The 18,857-nt window shown below is 52.1% G+C and carries 18 protein-coding genes; 13 read left to right on the top strand and 5 right to left on the bottom strand.

The window, feature by feature from the left end; translation table 11 throughout:
• Positions 1 to 36 precede the first annotated feature (36 nt).
• A complete protein-coding gene (locus QMZ29_RS10380; protein ID WP_282994182.1) occupies positions 37 to 870 on the top strand; it encodes a hypothetical protein in 834 nt (277 codons plus the stop codon).
• Between the two features lie 69 nt (positions 871 to 939).
• Here QMZ29_RS10380 and QMZ29_RS10375 read toward each other — a convergent pair whose 3' ends face one another.
• Entirely contained in the window at positions 940 to 1,152 is a 213-nt protein-coding gene (locus QMZ29_RS10375) for an AlpA family transcriptional regulator (protein WP_115117077.1), read from the bottom strand.
• A gap of 116 nt (positions 1,153 to 1,268) precedes the next feature.
• Here QMZ29_RS10375 and QMZ29_RS10370 point away from each other — a divergent pair, with 116 nt between their 5' ends.
• The 6 genes from QMZ29_RS10370 to qatD all read left to right on the top strand — a co-directional run bounded on the left by QMZ29_RS10370 (position 1,269) and on the right by qatD (position 7,709).
• Entirely contained in the window at positions 1,269 to 2,021 is a 753-nt protein-coding gene (locus QMZ29_RS10370; protein WP_282994181.1) for a hypothetical protein, read from the top strand.
• A 331-nt stretch (positions 2,022 to 2,352) separates the two neighbouring features.
• Positions 2,353 to 2,850 carry a hypothetical protein gene (locus QMZ29_RS10365; RefSeq protein ID WP_282994180.1) on the top strand — a complete coding sequence of 166 codons (498 nt, stop codon included), beginning with the start codon at positions 2,353 to 2,355 and terminating at the stop codon, positions 2,848 to 2,850.
• A gap of 299 nt (positions 2,851 to 3,149) precedes the next feature.
• Complete coding sequence (locus QMZ29_RS10360) at positions 3,150 to 4,934, top strand: KAP family P-loop NTPase fold protein (protein ID WP_282994179.1); 1,785 nt, start codon at positions 3,150 to 3,152, stop codon at positions 4,932 to 4,934.
• A complete protein-coding gene (locus QMZ29_RS10355; protein ID WP_282994178.1) occupies positions 4,934 to 5,686 on the top strand; it encodes a Qat anti-phage system associated protein QatB in 753 nt (250 codons plus the stop codon). Before QMZ29_RS10360 ends, QMZ29_RS10355 begins: the two co-directional genes overlap by 1 nt.
• Positions 5,668 to 6,987 (top strand): Qat anti-phage system QueC-like protein QatC, encoded by a 1,320-nt coding sequence (qatC, locus tag QMZ29_RS10350; RefSeq protein ID WP_181817277.1) that lies wholly within the window; start codon positions 5,668 to 5,670, stop codon positions 6,985 to 6,987. The genes QMZ29_RS10355 and qatC overlap by 19 nt, the downstream gene beginning before the upstream one ends.
• An 8-nt stretch (positions 6,988 to 6,995) precedes the next feature.
• Positions 6,996 to 7,709, top strand: coding sequence for a Qat anti-phage system TatD family nuclease QatD (gene qatD / locus QMZ29_RS10345; RefSeq protein ID WP_282994209.1), 714 nt, complete (start codon positions 6,996 to 6,998; stop codon positions 7,707 to 7,709).
• Positions 7,710 to 8,201: 492 nt separating this feature from the next.
• Here the strand turns inward: qatD and QMZ29_RS10340 are convergent, their stop codons facing one another.
• A complete protein-coding gene (locus QMZ29_RS10340; RefSeq protein ID WP_282994177.1) occupies positions 8,202 to 9,404 on the bottom strand; it encodes a tyrosine-type recombinase/integrase in 1,203 nt (400 codons plus the stop codon).
• A 646-nt stretch (positions 9,405 to 10,050) separates the two neighbouring features.
• Between QMZ29_RS10340 and QMZ29_RS10335 the strand changes: the two genes are divergently transcribed.
• The 3 genes from QMZ29_RS10335 (at position 10,051) to QMZ29_RS10325 (ending at position 12,787) form a co-directional block, all read left to right on the top strand.
• The gene (locus QMZ29_RS10335) at positions 10,051 to 11,538 is read left to right on the top strand and encodes a UbiD family decarboxylase (protein ID WP_197769089.1); all 1,488 of its coding nucleotides are present in this window, start codon (positions 10,051 to 10,053) and stop codon (positions 11,536 to 11,538) included.
• Positions 11,528 to 11,998 carry a MarR family winged helix-turn-helix transcriptional regulator gene (locus QMZ29_RS10330; protein ID WP_049203986.1) on the top strand — a complete coding sequence of 157 codons (471 nt, stop codon included), beginning with the start codon at positions 11,528 to 11,530 and terminating at the stop codon, positions 11,996 to 11,998. Before QMZ29_RS10335 ends, QMZ29_RS10330 begins: the two co-directional genes overlap by 11 nt.
• Before the next feature lie 156 nt (positions 11,999 to 12,154).
• Complete coding sequence (locus QMZ29_RS10325; RefSeq protein WP_197769090.1) at positions 12,155 to 12,787, top strand: ECs1377 family protein; 633 nt, start codon at positions 12,155 to 12,157, stop codon at positions 12,785 to 12,787.
• A gap of 57 nt (positions 12,788 to 12,844) precedes the next feature.
• Here the strand turns inward: QMZ29_RS10325 and QMZ29_RS10320 are convergent, their stop codons facing one another.
• On the bottom strand, positions 12,845 to 13,279 hold the full coding sequence (locus tag QMZ29_RS10320) for a DoxX family protein (RefSeq protein ID WP_025303391.1): 435 nt from the start codon (positions 13,277 to 13,279) through the stop codon (positions 12,845 to 12,847).
• 217 nt (positions 13,280 to 13,496) lie between these two features.
• On the opposite strand from QMZ29_RS10320, the gene QMZ29_RS10315 reads away from it, so the two are divergent.
• The 3 genes from QMZ29_RS10315 to QMZ29_RS10305 all read left to right on the top strand — a co-directional run bounded on the left by QMZ29_RS10315 (position 13,497) and on the right by QMZ29_RS10305 (position 15,719).
• Positions 13,497 to 13,697, top strand: a complete 201-nt coding sequence (locus QMZ29_RS10315) for a hypothetical protein (RefSeq protein ID WP_016927170.1) — start codon at positions 13,497 to 13,499, stop codon at positions 13,695 to 13,697.
• Positions 13,698 to 13,773: 76 nt separating this feature from the next.
• Complete coding sequence (gspS, locus tag QMZ29_RS10310) at positions 13,774 to 14,172, top strand: type II secretion system pilot lipoprotein GspS (protein ID WP_049209458.1); 399 nt, start codon at positions 13,774 to 13,776, stop codon at positions 14,170 to 14,172.
• 113 nt (positions 14,173 to 14,285) lie between these two features.
• Positions 14,286 to 15,719, top strand: a complete 1,434-nt coding sequence (locus QMZ29_RS10305) for an EmmdR/YeeO family multidrug/toxin efflux MATE transporter (RefSeq protein WP_025303388.1) — start codon at positions 14,286 to 14,288, stop codon at positions 15,717 to 15,719.
• A 30-nt stretch (positions 15,720 to 15,749) separates the two neighbouring features.
• Here the strand turns inward: QMZ29_RS10305 and QMZ29_RS10300 are convergent, their stop codons facing one another.
• Positions 15,750 to 15,929, bottom strand: coding sequence for a hypothetical protein (locus QMZ29_RS10300; RefSeq protein ID WP_019453466.1), 180 nt, complete (start codon positions 15,927 to 15,929; stop codon positions 15,750 to 15,752).
• Between the two features lie 409 nt (positions 15,930 to 16,338).
• The gene (locus QMZ29_RS10295) at positions 16,339 to 18,711 is read right to left on the bottom strand and encodes a glucose/quinate/shikimate family membrane-bound PQQ-dependent dehydrogenase (protein WP_025303386.1); all 2,373 of its coding nucleotides are present in this window, start codon (positions 18,709 to 18,711) and stop codon (positions 16,339 to 16,341) included.
• Positions 18,712 to 18,857: the final 146 nt, after the last annotated feature.

Below are 18,857 nucleotides of genomic sequence, written 5' to 3'. Positions count from 1 at the left end.
CATTCCATGGTCATGAAAAATTAATGGTTTTTAAATATGGACGATATGAAAGAATTAACGTTGTGGCGATATTTGTCGCATGAAAAATGGCTGCTCCTTTTGGAAGATAATGGTCTGTTTTTTTCTAAGGCTTCGAAATTCGAAGACAAAAATGAAGGGTATTATGATGTTGAGGAGAAATATTCCATCCTGCAGGAATTACATCCTGAGTCAATTGACGTAATAGATAAGGCCAGATGCATTGCTCAGTCGATCAGAGATAAAACTCCTGAGCACACTTATATATCTTGCTGGCAGAATGTGTCGGATGAGTCTTTGAGGATGTGGAAAGAGTATGTAAGCGATGAGCGAGAAGGCGTACTCGTCAGAAGTGATATTATGTCACTCTTGTTGAATATCCCGAAAAGTTTGAGTGAAATTATAACCGGTAAAAATTGTAAATACTTTGCGAATGACAGTGAGAATTTAAATTTCAATAATCCGTTTGAATACAAAAGAGATTTATATTCGTTTGAGAGTGAATATAGACTTGTTTTAGATAGTATGCAAATGAGCATTATGACAGGTTTCAATCCTGATGGATTTGGCGAAGTTTTAACAGCAAATGAGAATGGTGAGCTGCTCCCATTTCATGAAACTCTACCACTGAAAAATGCTTCAGATGATGTACAGATAAAACCAGAGGCAGGATATGTTATCAAATATCCGTTAGATAGAATTATTCATGAGGTAAGGGTACATCCTTTAGCTTCTGATATTTATTTGTCGCGTATTCGAGATGATCTGAAAAAAGCAGGGGTAAATTGTCCTGTTAATCGCTCGGCCATTACCCATGCAGAATTTTTCAATAATAGTTTTAGTAAAATGTGAAATTATATCCCATGTTTTAACCCTGAAATGATGTCTTGCCGGAAGTTTAACTTCCGGCTGAGATTATCTTTATGCTTTAGTAACGTTACGTGCCAGCAGCCACTGGTCGATCTCGGCTTCAAGCCAGCCAACAGACTGTTGCCCTAATCGCCGCTGCTTTGGAAACGTCGCATCGTAGCGCTTTGACTTCGGGTTGAGCCAGTCGTATAGGGTGGAGCGGGCGATGCCCGTTTTGGCCTCAACGGCTGGCAGACGCAGGATTTTTACCGTTGGTGATGTCATGCTGAATTTCCTCTCAATCAGGTTTGCTTCGAACGAGAGGAAAGATATTCTGTTGTGCAGCAACACTCCATACGGCTGCATTACTTCATTTTTTACACATCTCAGGCTATTGATTTATGGATGATTTTAATCTCGATTTTTTTGTTGATGAGCTAAAAGAGTCATTCAACATCAAGAAAGCTCGTCTGGCGCTCGCTCTACATGCGGTTGGCTGGGAAACCGATATTGCCTGGTTGAATGGGGACGATCCTGATATTGATGAAATAGTGGAAGGTGTTGTGCAAAGCGCCGCGAAGCGTCGGGACTTCGAGCAGAAGCAGGATCTGATGCTGTTTGAAGAGGCCGATACTATACAAACGTTAGTAAATGATTGGATCTTTCTGGCGGCAATAAACTGGTATGCAGGGCTGCGTTTATTGGCGTCGGATTGGCGCGATGGGTTCAGGTTGTTACTTAAATCGACTGAGCTTATCGATATGTGCCGAGGTATCCTTGAACACGTTATCTTGCAACAGAATGAAGCAGAGAAAAAAGAACGGGCGATTCATGGAGGTAAAGCAAAAGCTGCCCTGTTTTCCCCGCTAAAGGCCGAAGTTATTCGCTTGTTACAGGACAAACAGCCGGAGGGTGGCTGGAAAAGCAAAAATGCGGCTATAGATGCAATTGATGTCGATATACGTGTGTTTATCGAACAGCATGGTTTCCCTGCTTCCTCAGGAGAGCAGAATACGGGAAATAATCAGTCCGAACTGTGTTCCCGAATCCCTCGTCTGGTCAGTGATTGGTCCAGAAATGATGTGGATGTAAAAGCCGCTTTTGCGGCAGTGGTGAAGCAAAAAAAGAAAAGCGCCCCGAAAGGCGCAGAGTAGGTTTATTTTATGGAGGAAAACGCGTTCAGCCATACCTGGCATCATCGAGATGTGTGCATCCAGTAAATCTGTATGGTGATAGGCGGCTTCAGGTTTATTCTTGATTTTGTGGGTTAAGGATCGTTTAACAATATCGTAGGAATAGCGATGTTCAATACACCAGTCACGAAATCTGGAATGGATATCCCGAGGTCTGCCAATAAAACTGTACTAGCAATCTTTTGCTGGATAAATACCCGCAAGATTAGCTACTGAGTGACGGGAAAAGCAAGAACTGGTCAGAACCCAAGGCAAGGAGGCCTGAATTTTTATTCTATAGAAGGAGAAAGTGATGGAATCTGCTCGTGATAAACGTACCGGTGAAATTGTTGAAGCCGAAGACCTGTGGTTACTTGAGGATGTCGATACCAGCGGCTATGTATGCTGGGGATGTGGGATTGAAATGTCCCCCTCAGCTTGGCAAAAAGGAAGTAAGAAAAGACCTTCGTTTAATAAAATGCCGGGGAAAAAACACATTAACTGCGATGCTAGAGCGTTTATTCGCTTCCTGTATGATCGTAGTATGTCATTAAAAATACTGGACATTGATGCCGATACTTACATGACTGTTTTTAAAAAACTTAAAGATCCGATTCAGTCCTATCCTGATCGGCGAGTTTTCTATTCACAGTTGTTGTGGCAGAATTTTGAACAGAATGACAGCAGGCTTATTATCCCGTTATCGGGCGGGTGGGCTAAGAATGAAGTCGGGAAGCTTAAACCCTCGCGGAGTTACAAATTCCACGTGGAATGGGCTGACTGGTCCCAGGCTAAACGCACGGTGCTTTAAAACGAGCTGGACGCCGCTCAGGGAGAAGCGAAGGATGCGGGGAAGAAAAAGTTACAAGATAGGGCTCAGGTTTTCTTCATCGGTGTGCAAAGTACCGCTGACCATGAGATCTTCTACGTTACCGACTACCGGCTGATTTGTGCGATCATTGGATATGTTTTTTACACTATAATTGAAATAAAATCAATGAGTTGATTCGTAAATCTTAACGCGCTGAGAATCGGAACAGACATCTTGAATAGACTCTGCTCTGGATGATTTGGACCTTCCAACAGTCGAGAAAAACAAAGGATAAGCAGATGTGGTCAGATAAGGAATCATCAGAGGACTACCTAAATTTTGGTGAAGTATCTCAGCTAGCTGTAGATGTGCTCGCCACCGAAGGTATGTTACCAGTATCGATAGGCATTTTTGGTAATTGGGGGGCTGGCAAATCCTCACTTTTGAAATTGATAGAGCAAAAACTTGAGCAAGAAAACCAAGATTGGATTGTTATCAACTTTGACTCTTGGCTCTATCAGGGTTATGACGACGCTCGAGCTGCGCTTCTTGAGGTCATAGCAACAGCATTGACAAAAGCTGCGGAAGGAAATGCCACCCTTACCTCAAAAGCTAAGAGACTCCTTAGTCGGGTTGATGGGCTTAGGGCAATGGGCATTCTAGCTGAAGGAGCAGCTTTATTTGCAGGAGTTCCTACTGGCGGTTTACTTTCCAGAGGCATTGGTGCATTAAAAAATATTACTGATGGCATCCAGAGCCAAGAAGAGTATGAGGCATTGGGCACCCTAGCTAAAGAAGGTAAAGAAAAGGTTGTTGGTTTGATTAAGCCAGAGGTTAAAAAAAGTCCTCCTCAGCAGATTGATGCTTTCCGTAAGGAATATGGGGAAATTTTAGAAGAACTTGGTAAGCCACTCATCGTGGTAATAGATAATCTCGATCGCTGCCTCCCTACCAATGCTATTCATACGCTTGAAGCTATCAGGTTATTCCTTTTCTTAACTAATACTGCCTTTATCATTGCAGCAGATGAGGACATGATTCGTTCTTCTGTGGCTGATTACTTCAAGGGGGCATCACAGCGCCATCAAATAGACTATCTAGATAAGCTAATTCAGGTTCCTATTCGGGTGCCAAAGGCTGGGGTACGTGAGATCCGTTCATATCTGTTCATGCTTTATGCTATTGAGCATGGCCTAAAAGGCGAAAAACTTACCACGCTCCGTGATGGTTTAGAAAAGGCATTACAGCAATCCTGGAAAGATGAACCAATAGCACGTCAGGATGCCTTGAAAATGACTGGTGAATCGGAGGATAGCGTTCTCGCTTTGGCATTTGCACGTGCTGACCGTATTGCTCCAGTATTAGCCAATTCTCCAATTATCCATGGTAACCCTAGGATCGTTAAGCGCTTGTTGAATGTTGTGAAAATGCGATCTCAAATTGCGAAGCGGCGATTTATGCCTTTGGATGAAGCCATCATCACTAAGCTAGTGATCTTTGAGCGATGTGTCGGAGTAGATGCTACCGCTGATTTATATCATCTTGTAGATATTGAACAAGGCATGCCCCAGTTACTAAAACAGCTTGAAGATGCTAATGGTGAAATACCTTCTGAAGCGCCAAAGACATGGACTGATAACCCAACGACTACAGCTTTCATTAGTCAATGGGCCCAACTTGAACCGCGCCTTGGCGGAATCGACTTGAGAGCTGCCATATACCTATCCCGAGAAACTATGCCAGTAGGTGCATATGTGGTTGGTTTATCGCCATCCGGCCGGGAAGTACTGAATGCACTTATTGAACTGAAAAATACAAGCTCTCCTACAGCTGATACTTTTTTAAAAATACTCCCTCGTGAGGAGCAAGTACCTGTTATGGAAGGTTTAATTAGTCAGTTAAGGCAAGTGTCAGATTGGGCGCGTAAACCTAAAGGTTTTTCCGGCGCATGTCTGTTGGCTCGCCACTCGCCAGATGCGGCTAGTATATTGATTCGTTATTTGCAGGAATTGCAACTGGGTATGAAACGACCTGCTTGGATGACTGCAGCACTGAAAGATGAGCAATGGAATAAGGAAGCTTAATGGGAACTTCACAATCAAGTAAAGGTCCAGGAGGTGGTTCTCCACTGGTCCCACCCTGGGCTGATGACCAGCCACAGCAACCGTTACCTTCGCCACAGGAAAGAAGATTTGCGCCATTTCGAGAATCGCTGGGAAATGCGGTTTCAAACGGTAATAGAGGAGATTTCAGGAAGGCCATAGGGCATTACGCGCGAAAAGCCTCTGGAGGGAGCCGTAGTGCCGCTCGACGATTAGGGAGTGTCACACAGGCTGGGGGCGGATTGTTTGGGGCTCTGGCGGGAGTGCAAGCGGCTCCAGGAGAACCAAGCATTGATTTGGGAAGTTTGGCTGGCCTTCCATGCGAAATGGCAATATCGGCTATTGCTCAAGCTTTAACGTCACAGGATGGTGATTCAGAAAAGATTTGTGCAGCCATGAATCATGCCTTAGTGGAAGCTCTCGATGGTGTGGCAATTTTCGATCCTCAAAAAATAACTGATAGTGTGATCGTTGACACAATGATTTGTTATTTAGCTGAAAGCATTTTTCTGCAAATGGTCATGGATTCTAACAAGGCATGGAATAAAGCGGACACTCCTTCAAAGGCCATTCATGCAGAAACTGAACTTCGAGAATTGATCAAAGTTGTTGTTGATAAGCATATGGCTCCAAAACTTGTCGGTAACATTAGGACTTTTACGAAAAATCAAATGGTTAAAATCGAGCGTCAGGTAATTACTGAGGCTTGGCAAGAATGGGAGGCCTATCAATGACACGCTTAGTTTTTCATCATGATCATCGTTTCTTACCGCCAGCAAGTGAGAACTTGTTGCCCGTACAGCTTTATGGATTAAGTGGGCAGGGGAGGGGTGATATATCCATTATTGGGAATCCTGCGATTGATCGAATTAAGCGCTTGGGAGTCAAAATTCCAGCTCAGGTCATGGATTTTTTGAGCATCGCACTAGCGGTTACAGCGGCTGATACCTTCGTTCAGCGTGAAAGCTCTGAGGATGGTTGGACTCGTCAATTCTCGCTACGACTTCCCCTTCATGAGCCATCTCGATGGATTGCTCTAAAGAAGGAACTTGAAAGCGCTTTGCATTTCCTAAGTGGAGACATCTGGGATTTCGAGTTTTGCACTGGTGGTTATGCACCGCCAGAACCCTATAGTCAACATTCAAGGTTTCACCTAATCAAGCTCAAAGAACTGGATTGTGTCAGCTTGTTTTCGGGAGGATTAGATTCTGCTATTGGCGCAATAGATCTTCTGACAGTGGGGCGCGCTCCGCTTTTAGTTAGTCATGCTTATAAAGGAGATAAGTCACGCCAAGATCAAATTGCTGAAAGATTGAATGGTCGATATTCACGGTTTGAAATTAATGCTGATCCGCATCACTATCAAGGTGTGACTGACATTACGATGCGAACGCGGAGCCTCAATTTTCTTGCTTTTGCGGCAGTGGGCGCTTGTGCTGTACAAGAAGTATCTCAACAAAAAAAGGTCGATCTTTTTGTGCCCGAAAATGGGTTTATCTCGTTAAATGCTCCACTAACTCCACGCCGGATAGGTACGTTGAGCACACGAACAACACATCCATATTTTATTGCCAGCATCCAACAGCTGTTTGATGCGGTCGGAATTCCTTGCCAAATAATCAACCCATATCAGTTCAAAACAAAAGGGCAAATGGCTCATCAATGTTTGAATAAGCAACTCTTAACTGAAATTGTAGAAAGTACAGTATCTTGCAGTCATTGGAAACGCACTAATCAGCAGTGCGGGGTATGTGTACCGTGCATCATTCGACGGGCATCGCTTCATGCAGGGGGAATTAATAGAGACGCTGGTTACACTTTCCAGTCCCTGGCTAAAGTAATGAATGAAATTGATCGTAGGGATGACCTTATCGCTCTCAGGATTGCAATTGCACAGAAATCCATACTGAAAATAGGAGCATGGGTCGCCAAGAGCGGTCCCTTGCCTGTGGCCGCTTTTAATAATTTTAAGCAAGTGTTTATGGAAGGGCTAAATGAGGTCGAAAACTACTTATTGAGTGAGGGCATTGTGTGAGCATCGACATGCACTGTCATCTTGACCTATATCCTCAGCCAGAACAAGTGGCTGAGGAGTGCAGACGTCGAGGGACTTATATACTGTCGGTTACAACGACACCCAGAGCATGGCATGGGACTTCTTTACTGGCTAAAGGAAGCCAACGAATCCGAACTGCTCTTGGGCTCCATCCCCAAATTGCGCATCAAAGATCTCATGAGTTAGAGCTGTTTGATTCGCTACTTTCGAAGACCAGGTATGTTGGCGAAATAGGGCTTGATGGTGGCAAGGGATTTAAAGAGCATTGGGATGTCCAACTGAAGGTATTTCGACACATACTCAATAGTGTTCATCGTGCTGGAGGTAAGATTATGACTATTCATAGTCGGGGAAGTGCATCAGCTACCCTTGATGAGATTGAAAATATTGATGGGATTGCGATATTGCATTGGTTCACTGGGACACCAAAGCAACTAGAAAGAGCAATAGATTTAGGGTGTTGGTTCTCTGTGGGGCCTGCTATGCTCGATACAATTAAGGGGAAGGCGTTGGCTTTGAAAATTCCTAAATCACGCATTCTTACAGAAACCGATGGGCCATTTGGTAAGTATCGTAATGATCCACTAATGCCATGGGACTGTGAGATTGCAGAGACGCAGTTAGCCGAATTATGGGGTATGAGCCCGATGGAGGTTAAAGCTCAGCTTTCCGATAATTTTAGAGAGTTATGCAGATCTTAAATGCATTAGATAAATTCACTAACTGTCAAAAAAGTAATTAGTATGAAGCTAGGCTGAGTAAGCATAGTGAGTATATATCCAGCATAAGCCTTTCCAATCAGTTGAGGTCAATCAGGGTAAAACGGCAAAACCAACTTCTGTGCAGCATATTGAAAAACTTATCGATACCTATGATTTTCGTCGTAAAAGAATGGCCAAATCCATATTTATTCAATGAAACCGTTCAGGAAATAAAATTATAGCCGGAGTCAAAGCTTCGGCAGGTTATGAAATTTACATAAGCGTCAAGCCACAGCCGCCTGTAATCCTGATCCCTGAATCGTAAGGTTAGAGCTCCTTCTAAACCAGAAGGAGCTCTATGCATGGGAAACTCCACTTTACGCCGGTACTGAACATAGGGAAGAGATCAAGAGATGATGCTTATGTAAAAGCCGCTTTTGCGGCAGTAGTGAAGCAAAAAAAGAAAAGCGCCCCGAAAGGCGCAGAGTAGGTTTATTTCACGGCTGAATAGACATAATCAGCCCATGCCTGCATCATCGGGCGACGCTGCTCCAACAGATCTGTGCGATGGTAGGCCGCCTCTACTTTATTCTGTACGGTATGAGCCAGTGCTCGTTCTGCAAGATCTCGGGGATATCCATTTTCACTGCACCAGTCTCTGAAGCTTGAGCGAAAACCATGAGCAACTGCACACCGCCCGGGAGTGTCACTGATAGCGTTTTTCTTACGTAAAAACATAGTCAGTACTGTATCGGAAAGAATGGTTTGCTTCCTTGGTGATGGGAAGACCAGTTCGTCGTGAAGTCCCTTTATTCGGTCAAGAACCACGACGACTTCTTCAGACAGGGGAACCCGGTGAATAACGCCAGATTTCATTCTGTTCTCGGGCACAGTCCAAATTTTGTTTTCACAATCGATCTCAGACCAGCGCATAGCCCTTGCTTCCCCGGAGCGACAAGCCGTCAGAACAACGAACAATAGCAATGCTCGGGTGACGTTATAGCGTTCTTCGTTGTATACGTTTGTTGCGATGAATGATGGAATTTCTCGCCATGGCATTGCTGGTTGGTGCTCGACACGTATATTCGCGCTTACCTGCTGGGGGAGCAGGTGTCCAACGACATCGACTGGGTTTGCAGTACAATAGCCATGAGCCCATGCCCACTGCATAACAGAATGAATTCGCTGCTTTACTCGACTGGCTGTTTCAGGGTGTGAAAGCCAGATCGGGCGAAGCATCTCTGCGATAATAGACGGCGTCATGTTATCAAGAGGGAGTTTTCCTGCCTGTGGGAAAATGTATCGCTCCAGAGTGGAAATCCATTGTTTCCCATGTTTTTCATTTTTCCAGCCTGGCAGTAATTCCGCATGAACTTTTCGTGCTGCCTTTTCGAACGTTGGAATAGCCTCTTTTTCCGACTCTGCTTTGCGGGCATCTAACGGATCTATCCCATTAGCTATTTGTTCTCGCATTGGAAGTGCAAGCTTGCCCGCTTGGGCTATCCCAATATCAGGATAAGACCCCAAGCCAGCATTACGTCTCTTGCCAGTAATTGGGCTGGTGTAACGAAAAACCCACTTGCCCAGGCCTTTTGTTGGAGATGAATGGAGAGTCAACCCTGTAATTCCACCATGGGGTAAAGGGGGATCTCCGGGCTTAATGTGCCGGGCTTTTGTATCTGTCAGTATTGCCATAAGATGATTGACCTACATTTTCAGTATGCCATCCAGTATGCCATGAATGTCAGGTTTACTTGATATTCGGTTATGCTACATTGGACAGGGCTTATCATAGTTCTTTGATAAGTATTGAAATATTGGCATTGATTGGCTCTGGTTGGATTTAAAATAGGCGGCCCCTCTCTCCGCCACTTTACCCCTCGTTGTTCCCTATCGAATCAAAATCCTTTTCTTTCGCTAATGCTTGTAAACCGTTCGATCTGAAACCGGTTTGCGTTGGCCGAGATCCTTTTCTGCATTATAACCCGTGCAATATCAACGAATAGCATTTTGCGATTATGTTCTTCATTTTGTGAGCCATGTTGCGCTTAAACCCGGTGCGGCGCTTGTGGTAAGCCCAGTGCTAGGCGCAGGCCAATCATGCTGAAGGTGTGAAACCGCCACGATGATAATGCCTGCCGGCAGGGGCGTGCATGGCCTGACTCCGCTATCCCTTGAAGCGTTTGCCAGACTGACAACATGCCCCACATCTCCAGGGTAGCGTGTATTTACACGCGATTTTTCGCGCACTAATATGTGTGCACATGCATATAAAAACGGTCTCCTCTCCGCCGCGATGGGAATAGAAGGGACTGAACGCCCGGAAACTGGAGGATTTGCCATGAGTTTGCTCGATTGCGCACTGGATTTTCGTCACTTCATTGAGGAGTTGCGTCGCCGAAACGATTTGGTCGACGTGCATCAGCAAGTTTCCGCCGATCTGGAGATAGCGGCTGTCTGCCGCCGGGTCTATGAGCAACGGCTTTCGGCTCCGCTATTTCATCATGTGGCGGGCGCGATGCCGGGGACTCGCATTCTCGGCGCGCCGGCCGGCATGCTCGCTTCTGCGGAACATGCCTATTCTCGCCTCGCCCTCCATTTTGGCCTACCGCCAGAGAGCTCCCCGCGAGATATCGTGGCGGCGATTCGCCGGGCGGTGAAGGCGGAACCGCTTGCCCCCGATTACTGTTCGACCGGCCCGGTGAAAGAGAATATTTGGCGAGGTGACGAGGTTGATCTGGCACGCTTCCCGGTGCCTCTGCTGCATGAACGGGATGGCGGGCGCTATTTCGGCACCTACGGGTTCCATGTCGTGCAATCCCCGGACGGGAAGTGGCACAGCTGGGGCATCGGCAGGCTCATGATGCTCGATCGCAATCGTCTCACCGGCCCGGCAATCCCCACCCAGCACATCGGCATGATCCGTGAAATGTGGCGTCGGGAAGGGAAACCTACGCCGTGGGCGATGGTGCTCGGGGCGCCGCCTGCCGCGGTGGCGGTCGCGGGGATGCCGTTGCCGGCCGGCGTCAGTGAGCCTGACTATGTCGGCGCGTTGCTCGGTAAAAGTGTCACGCTCACCCAAGCGGAAACCAACGATCTCTGGGTGCCGGCCAATGCGGAAATTGTGCTCGAAGGTGAAATCAGCCTGACGGAGACGGCGCTGGAAGGACCGATGGGGGAGTATCACGGCTATCAACACCAGCAGGGCCATGAACAGCCGGTGTTCCATGTGCGTGCGGTGACGTTTCGCGATGATCCCATTTTGCCGATTTGCGTCGCCGGCACGCCGCCGGAAGAAAATCATACGATCTGGGGCACCATGATATCGGCCCAACTGCTGGAAACCCTGCAGAGCGCGGCATTGCCCGTCGACTTTGTCTGGTGTTCCTATGAGGCGGCAACCTGTTGGGCGGTGGTCTCCGTCGATACCGAAAAACTGGCCGGAATGAAGACCAACGCGGCGGATTTTGCCGGCAAGGTGGCGGAGGCGGTCTTCGGTTCGCATGCGGGCTACCTGATCCCCAAACTGATCCTGGTCGGCAATGACATTGATATTGTCGATATCAATCAGGTGGTTTGGGCGTTGGCTACGCGCTCACATCCGGCGCGCGATCATTTTATTTTCCCGGACGTACGCGAGTTCCCGATGGTGCCGTACCTGTCGGAAGAAGACAAGGCGCGCGGCAGCGGCGGCAAAGCCATCATCAACTGCCTGTTCCCCGAGCAGTTCAGCGGCGTAACACGTGCGGGTACCGCCTCTTTCAGGCACTCGTATCCGGAACAGGTCAGGGTAAAAGTCGAGGCTAATTGGAAACAGTATGGGTTCTGAAAAAAAAGACAGGCATAGCGGCCGACAGGGAATGGGATTGCCCGACGGTGCGCTTTACAGGATGACGGAGGTGGTGCGTCACCGCGAAAAACGGCTGTCTGCGTTACTCGCATTGCAAGGGCTCAGCCTCCATGAGTGGCGCGCGTTGCGTATTCTCTACAGTTTTCCGGGCGACGTGGCCATGAGCGAGGTGATAGCGCATTCGCAGACCGATCGCACCGCGCTAGGCCGTACGATCACCCAACTGGTTAATCGGGGGTGGGTCGCGCGTTTCCCCGATCCGGAAGATAAGCGCGCGGTATATCTGCGCGTCATGCCGGCGTCTCGCCCCATTTTTGACCAGGCGAGGCAATGGGTGGCGGATTATGACGCCCAGCTGATGGCCTGCCTGGATGACGCGGGGCTCAGTGCGCTGGATGACGCTTTGCAACGCATGCTGTTGTTTATCGATACCCCTTAGCTATTCCGGTCCCAGTTGCGGAGAAAACGCTCGGTGGCGGGGGGCGCCGTTTTATCCCGCTTGACCGCATCCTGCTGCACGATGCGGTGTTGTACTGTTGACCGCAGGTAAGGTAATTTGCTGATGGCAATGATGACTGACGCGGGGGCAACGGACATGAACGAAAGAATCGACTACCACATCGAGAAATACCATTTCGCGCCGCTGGATGAAGCCCCGCGGCTCGCGCACCAGTGGAGCGAGGTGTTGAACGAGTGCCGCGAGACGCAGGCCGGGGCGGAAGAGCGTCTGCGCATTGCGCTGCTCAACGTGGACTACGTGACCAGTTTCGAATTGCCGTTTCGCTTATTGCTGGTGCGGGCGCCGCAGCTGATTGCCGGCCTGCGCGATGAGTTGTCGATCAGTCAAAAAAATGTGGTGTTCAACGGCAAGCGCTTTGGCTGTGTCTACAGCCTGAAAAGCGATTTTAGCGGCGTGCCGGAGGCTTTCCAATACGGCCTGTCGACCCGTATTCACCGAACATCTGCGTCGGGCGTGGATGCGCTGCCTTACCGGGAAATTGCCAAAGCGCTCAAGGCGCCGCGTGAGCGGCTTAAGCTGGCGCTGGAGCAAGGGTTGCTGGTGACGGCGCTGGATGGCTTGTTTTGGTTCGGCATCCAGCGCATTGCTGCCGAGGTGCGCAGGCTAAGAAAAACCGGCATGGCGATCGTGACGGCGGAAACGGAGATCTTCGACACCCTGACCGGCACGACGCGCAAGGTCCCAGTGTACCGCCTGGCCGAGAGTTGATGACCACTTCGCAAACGAAGAGGTTCGAATCAGGAACCTCCTTATGGAATGCGCGGCTTACCGATAGGCTTCATTACGCGCGATCGTGTATTTGCCGCTGCCCAGCAGCAGGATGGCGAGCCCGCCCATAAAGAACACCAGTTCGTTTTCAATGCCCCAGGCGCCGACGTCAGTGACGCTGAACACCTTGCCGGTGCCCACCATCAAAAATGCCACCACCAGCGTAAAGGCGTAAACCAGCGCGGCGGGGCGGGTGAACAGCCCCAAAATGATCAGTATCGGCGCCAGGATCTCCCCTACATACACGCCGTAGGCGATGAAGGCGGGCAGCCCCTGTTCCTGCAACGCACCGGCAATCCAGCCGACGCCGTGCTGAATTTTCGCCACGCCGTGAAACAGCATCAGTCCGCCAAAGGTCAGCCTGAGTGCCAGCTTGCCGGCGTCCGGACGATCAAAAAGGCGCGTGAACACTGCATTCAATGACTTAACCATGGCCCTTCCTCCTGAATAGGAATGATTTTCAATTAATATATCAATAAGGTGAATGCGAAAGATGTTCTGGATCAGTAAAACGGCGGACTTTACGCCGAATCACCGGGTGAGATTTAGCGGGCGCTTCACACGGCAACGCAGGCTGTCCCCGCGACCCAAATCGGGGTAAAATGCAGCAGTTCACCTTATCGCACGTCATCAGGCCGTCGTACTCGCTATGAAAATGCGCAAACCCCGTCGTCCGCCCGGGCGGTGGATTTATTACATCCTGCATGAAGACATGCTGTGGCCCTGCCCGGTCAAATGGGAGTGGGAGAGCGGCTATAACGCCTGGCTGCCGTTTTATTATTCCCCTACGCTGGAATTTGTCGCCGGCAACCCCGCTCGCGCCACCAAGGTCAGCAGCGGCCGGCGCTAAGCGCGCTGCCCGCCTTGCCGCCCGGCATCCGCTCACCTAAGATCATTGCATCACCCACAGGTTTCCGGGAGCGCCCATGTCTACTCTGTTTCGCACGTCTCTTTGCGGCGCGGTGGCGTTGCTGCTGCTTGCGGGTTGTCAGCAGACGGCGCATCGACCGGCGCCGCCGCTGCAGGCGCAATTGGATCACATCGCTCTGATGCTGGCCGGCGGGCATTTCCTGCGCGTGGACTGCGGGCGCAGCGACGTGCCGGACGACGTGAAATTGCAACGCACCGCGATGCGTGCGGCGCAGCATCGCGGCTGGGATACGCATGCGGTAGGGTATCGACAGTTGCCGACGCTCACCCAGGCGCGTTACCTGACTCTGCAGCAGGACAATCAGCTGCTGACGGACAAATGCGCCACGCTCAGCCGCAGTACCGCGCGTTTTATCGCGGCGGCGCAGGCCGATCAGGAAGACTACATGGAGTAGCGTTGGGTAAGCCTGTCGGGCGCTCGTTACGGGCGCCTAAAAATTCTTTGCAGGATAACGATTTATCGATCATCATTTGAAATGATGTTTCACTTTTATCCATCGAGCCCACCTTGAATCTGTATGCCGCACTGCGTCAGCGCGTGGAAAATACGCCCTGGTACGCCAAACGGAAAAGCTACCGCGTGCTGTTCTGGCGCGAGATCACGCCGCTGGCGGTGCCGATCTTTCTGGAGAATGCCTGCGTTTTGCTGATGGGGGTGCTGAGCACCTTTCTGGTGAGCTGGCTCGGCAAAGAGGCGATGGCCGGGGTGGGGCTGGCGGACAGCTTCAACATGGTGATCATTGCCTTTTTTGCCGCGGTGGATCTCGGCACCACCGTGGTGGTGGCCTTCAGCCTCGGCAAGCGCGATCGCCGGCGTGCGCGGGCGGCGGCGCGTCAGTCGCTGGTCTTGATGACCGGCGTGGCGGTGCTGTTGGCGGCGGGCATTCACCTGGCGGGCGAATCGATCATCGATGTGATCGCCGGCGCGGCGTCGCCGGAGGTGAAAGCGCTGGCGCTCTCTTACCTGCAGACCACGGTGTGGAGCTACCCGGCGGCGGCGATTGCGCTGATCGGCAGCGGCGCGTTGCGCGGCGCGGGTAATACCAAGATCCCGCTGCTGATCAATGGTGGCATGAATATCCTCAATATCATCATCAGCAGCATCCTGATTTACGGCATGCTCGGCTGGCACGGGCTGGGCTTTGTCGGCGCCGGGCTGGGGCTGACGATTTCCCGCTATATCGGCGCCATCGCCATCCTCTATGTGCTGGCGATCGGCTTTAATCCGGCGCTGCACATTACGCTGAAAAGTTATTTCACGCCGCTCAAGATGAGCATCCTGTGGGAAGTGTTGGGGATCGGCATTCCCGCCAGCGTCGAATCGGTGCTGTTCAACGGCGGCAAGCTGTTGACGCAGATGTTCGTCGCCGGCATGGGCACCAACGTTATCGCCGGCAACTTCATCGCCTTCTCCATCGCTTCGTTGATTAACTTGCCGGGCAACGCATTGGGATCGGCCTCGACCATCATCGTCGGTCGGCGGCTCGGCAAGGGCGAGATCGGTCAGGCGGAGCGGCAACTGCGCCATATTTTCTGGCTATCGACCCTTGGGCTGACCGCCATCGCCTGGGGCACGGCACCGCTGGCCGGGGTATTCGCCGCGTTTTATACCTCGCAAGATGATGTGAAAACGGTGGTGAAAACCCTGATTTGGCTCAACGCCGCCTTTATGCCGATCTGGGCCGCCTCCTGGGTGTTGCCCGCCGGGCTGAAAGGCGCGCGCGACGCCCGCTTTGCCATGTGGGTGACGATGCTCGGCATGTGGGGCTGCCGCGTGGTGGCTGGCTATGTGCTGGGTATCGAACTGGGCATGGGCGTGGTGGGCGTCTGGTTGGGGATGTTCTTCGATTGGGCGGTGCGCGGCGCCTTGTTCTACTGGCGCATGATCAGCGGGCGCTGGCTGTGGAAATATCCGCGGGCCAAACGCCGGGAGGCCGAGTAACGTCGGCCGCGGGGCACCGGCGAGATGGCCTCAGTATAAAAGCGTCATCGCGCTGAAGAACAACAGCGTCAACGCGATAATGATGACGTTTTGCGTGGCTTTGCGCACCAGTCTGCTGGCGCTCAGTCGGCTGTCGATGACGTAGAGCAGCGGCACCATCAGCAGCACGTAGGCGAACATCAGCATGGCGGTAAAGGGTTGCAGGTTCATTTATGCTTCTCCTGTACGTCATCATGGCCGACTAGGTGCACCAGCACCGCCTCCGTCTGATGGGCCAAGCCAATAAAGGGCGGGGCGACAGGGGGATCCGCTGCGAACGGCAGGCCGGCGCGCCGCGTGTTCACCGCCGCTTGCAGAATTTTCTTTCTATGCTTCCGAGTATGGTCGACCATGCGCCTCCGAATAAGGCCGCCCGCAGGCGGCTGATCGTAGTATTACCATTAAGCTGGAGTAGGATTGCAGGCCGCTGCCGGGGCCATGCATTCATAATATTGCGAATGATAACCATTATCAATAATGAAAGTGAAAAAATTAAGGGTATTGCGAGAGGGGTGTCAGCGGGGAGGGAAAAGAAAAAGCACGCCTTGCGGCGTGCTTTGCGAGGTACTAACGGCGGTGGTTACTTCTGATCGGGCAGGGCGTAAGCGATCACATAGTCGCCCAGCTTGGTGCCGAAGGAACCGTGGCCACCGGCGTAGATCAGCACGTACTGCTTGCCATTGACCTCATAGGTCATCGGCGTCGCCTGGCCGCCGGCCGGCAAGCGTGCTTCCCACAGTTTTTCACCGTTGGTCACGCTGAAAGCGCGCAGGTAGTTGTCAGCGGTGGCGCCGATGAAGAACACGTTACCGGCGGTGGTTACCGGGCCGCCCAGCATCGGCATGCCCATTTTGAACGGCAGTGGCAGCGGTGAGCTGTCGCGCACGGTGCCGATGCGTTTTTTCCACACGATGTCGTTGGTTTTCAGATCCACGGCGGAAATGTAACCCCAGGCCGGCTGTTTGCACGGCAGGCCGAACGGTGACAGGAACGGGTTCAGGGTAACGCCGAACGGCACGCCATATTGCGGCTGTACGCCGGACTCGGTGCCGCTGCCGCCTTTGTCGCCTTCCGGCGGCTCAATCGGGTTGCCTGGGCCGCGCGGGATCAGTTTGGACACGAACGGCAGCGCGATCGGGTTGGCGATGGCGATTTCGCGATCGGTATCGACGGCCAGGCCGCCCCATTCGAACATGCCCAGGTTACCCGGGAACACCAGCGTGCCCTGCTCGGAAGGCGGGGTGAAGGTGCCTTCATAACGCAGGCTGTGGAACATCACGCGGCAGACCAGTTGGTCATAGATGGTCGCGCCCCACATGTCCGCACCGGTCAGCTTCTTCTCAGGACGGAAGGTCAGCTCGGAGAACGGCTGGGTCGGTGACAGGCGGTCGCCTTTGGCCGGGCCCTGAGGTACCGGTTTCTCCGGCGCCGGCACCACCAGCTCGCCGTTGGTGCGGTTCAGCACGAAGATGTTGCCGGTTTTGGTCGGCACATAGATCACCGGCACTTTTTTACCGCTCTTGTCGGTAATGTCCGCCAGGGTCGGCTGCGCCGGCACGTCCATATCCCACAGGTCGTGGTGGACCGTCTGATAGAACCAGGCCAGTTTGCCGGTGGAGGCGTTCAGCGCCAGCAGGCCGCTGGCGTAGCGCTCCATTTCCGGGGTGCGGTTGCCGCCCCAGATGTCCGGCGTGGCGACGCCCATCGGCAGATAGACGATATCCAGCTTGGCGTCATAGGCGGCCGGCGCCCAAGAGTTCGGCGAGTTCGGCACGAAATGGTGCTCGTCCGCCGGGATGGCGTTCGGATCTTTCGCGCCCGGATCGAAGGCCCACAGCAGCTTGCCGCTGTTGATGTCGAAGCCGCGGATCACGCCGGAAGGCTCACGGTTGGAGTAGTTGTCGGTCACGGCACCGGCAACGACGATCACGTTATCGGTGATCACCGGCGGCGAGGTCGGCTCGTAGTGGCCCGGCGTCGCATACGGCATGTTGCTCTGCAGGTTCAGCTCGCCGTTGTTGGCGAAGTCCGGGCACGGTTTGCCGGTTTCGGCGTCCAGCGCGAACAGGCGGCCGTCGTTGACCGGCAGAATGATGCGGCGTGCGCACATCGCCGGTGCGGCATCGCCGGCGGCGCCCGCGGCTGCAGCGGTTTCGTGGTAAGACACGCCGCGGCAGGTGATGTGCTGGAAGGTCGGGTTGTACTTCAGCTGCGGATCAAATTTCCACTTTTCTTTACCGGTGGCGGCATCCAGCGCGAACAGCTTCTGGTGCGGCGTACACATGTAAAGGGTATCGCGGATCTTGATCGGCGTGACTTCGTTGGTGATCTCACCCGGATCGTTGGCGGTCTTCAGATCGCCGGTCTGGAAACGCCAGGCTTCTTGCAGCTGGCCAACGTTTTTGTCGTTGATCTGGCTCAGCGGCGAGTAACGGGTGCCTTCCTGGGTGCGACCATAGGCCGGCCAGTCGGCGCCGGTGGCGTCTTTCGGCTGGACCTGCGCGGCGTCAAGGGTGCCGTTGATCTCTTGCGGATCGTTGAATACGGCATAGGCCAGTGCGATGACGGTGATCGCCAGCGCCGCGCTCAGCGCACCGTAGGCGAATTTGCCGTTGGCGACCAGCTTACGGTAGATAAACGGCAGCACCAGCCACAGGCCGAAGAAGAAGGTGACGTCCAGGCGCGGCGTCAGCGCCCAGAAGTCCGGGCCGACTTCCCACAGGGCCCAAATAGTGGTGCCCAGCAGGAACACCGCGTACAGCAGCAGCGCGGTGGCGCGGCGGCGGAACAGCAGCCAGGAGGTCGCCAGCAGCACCAGCCCGGCGATGATGTAATACAGCGAACCGCCCAACTTGGCCAGCCAGATGCCGCCGCCGAGCAGATAAAGCCCGCTCAGCGCGGCAAACAGCGCCGTTATGACGATAAGCGGCGATAGTGACGCTTTATTTTGCATAGCAATACCCTTACCAAAAATGAAAGTCCCCGATTTAGAGATTAAGCCAAATCGGAAAAAACACGCGGTTTCTCCCTATTATTTCAGCGGGAAGCCGCTAGGGTGACGTAAAACCCATCCCGTCTTTTAACCTTAAGGTGCTTTGC

Source organism: Serratia sp. PF-27 (assembly GCF_030053255.1).
Lineage (GTDB): Bacteria > Pseudomonadota > Gammaproteobacteria > Enterobacterales > Enterobacteriaceae > Serratia > Serratia bockelmannii.
The sequence above is the reverse complement of the archived record's forward strand: the minus strand, read 5'-3'. Positions and strand labels throughout refer to the sequence as shown.

Bases quoted from the DNA above. Each gene is read 5' to 3' on its own strand.
- QMZ29_RS10340 (WP_282994177.1), bottom strand. From the start codon at position 9,404: ATGGCAATACTGACAGATACAAAAGCCCGGCACATTAAGCCCGGAGAT.
- QMZ29_RS10360 (WP_282994179.1), top strand. From the start codon at position 3,150: ATGTGGTCAGATAAGGAATCATCAGAGGACTACCTAAATTTTGGTGAA.
- QMZ29_RS10315 (WP_016927170.1), top strand. From the start codon at position 13,497: ATGAAAATGCGCAAACCCCGTCGTCCGCCCGGGCGGTGGATTTATTAC.
- qatD (WP_282994209.1), top strand. From the start codon at position 6,996: ATGCACTGTCATCTTGACCTATATCCTCAGCCAGAACAAGTGGCTGAG.
- QMZ29_RS10370 (WP_282994181.1), top strand. From the start codon at position 1,269: ATGGATGATTTTAATCTCGATTTTTTTGTTGATGAGCTAAAAGAGTCA.
- QMZ29_RS10300 (WP_019453466.1), bottom strand. From the start codon at position 15,929: ATGAACCTGCAACCCTTTACCGCCATGCTGATGTTCGCCTACGTGCTG.
- QMZ29_RS10355 (WP_282994178.1), top strand. From the start codon at position 4,934: ATGGGAACTTCACAATCAAGTAAAGGTCCAGGAGGTGGTTCTCCACTG.
- QMZ29_RS10380 (WP_282994182.1), top strand. From the start codon at position 37: ATGGACGATATGAAAGAATTAACGTTGTGGCGATATTTGTCGCATGAA.
- QMZ29_RS10375 (WP_115117077.1), bottom strand. From the start codon at position 1,152: ATGACATCACCAACGGTAAAAATCCTGCGTCTGCCAGCCGTTGAGGCC.
- QMZ29_RS10325 (WP_197769090.1), top strand. From the start codon at position 12,155: ATGAACGAAAGAATCGACTACCACATCGAGAAATACCATTTCGCGCCG.
- QMZ29_RS10295 (WP_025303386.1), bottom strand. From the start codon at position 18,711: ATGCAAAATAAAGCGTCACTATCGCCGCTTATCGTCATAACGGCGCTG.
- QMZ29_RS10335 (WP_197769089.1), top strand. From the start codon at position 10,051: ATGAGTTTGCTCGATTGCGCACTGGATTTTCGTCACTTCATTGAGGAG.
- gspS (WP_049209458.1), top strand. From the start codon at position 13,774: ATGTCTACTCTGTTTCGCACGTCTCTTTGCGGCGCGGTGGCGTTGCTG.
- qatC (WP_181817277.1), top strand. From the start codon at position 5,668: ATGGGAGGCCTATCAATGACACGCTTAGTTTTTCATCATGATCATCGT.
- QMZ29_RS10330 (WP_049203986.1), top strand. From the start codon at position 11,528: ATGGGTTCTGAAAAAAAAGACAGGCATAGCGGCCGACAGGGAATGGGA.
- QMZ29_RS10320 (WP_025303391.1), bottom strand. From the start codon at position 13,279: ATGGTTAAGTCATTGAATGCAGTGTTCACGCGCCTTTTTGATCGTCCG.
- QMZ29_RS10365 (WP_282994180.1), top strand. From the start codon at position 2,353: ATGGAATCTGCTCGTGATAAACGTACCGGTGAAATTGTTGAAGCCGAA.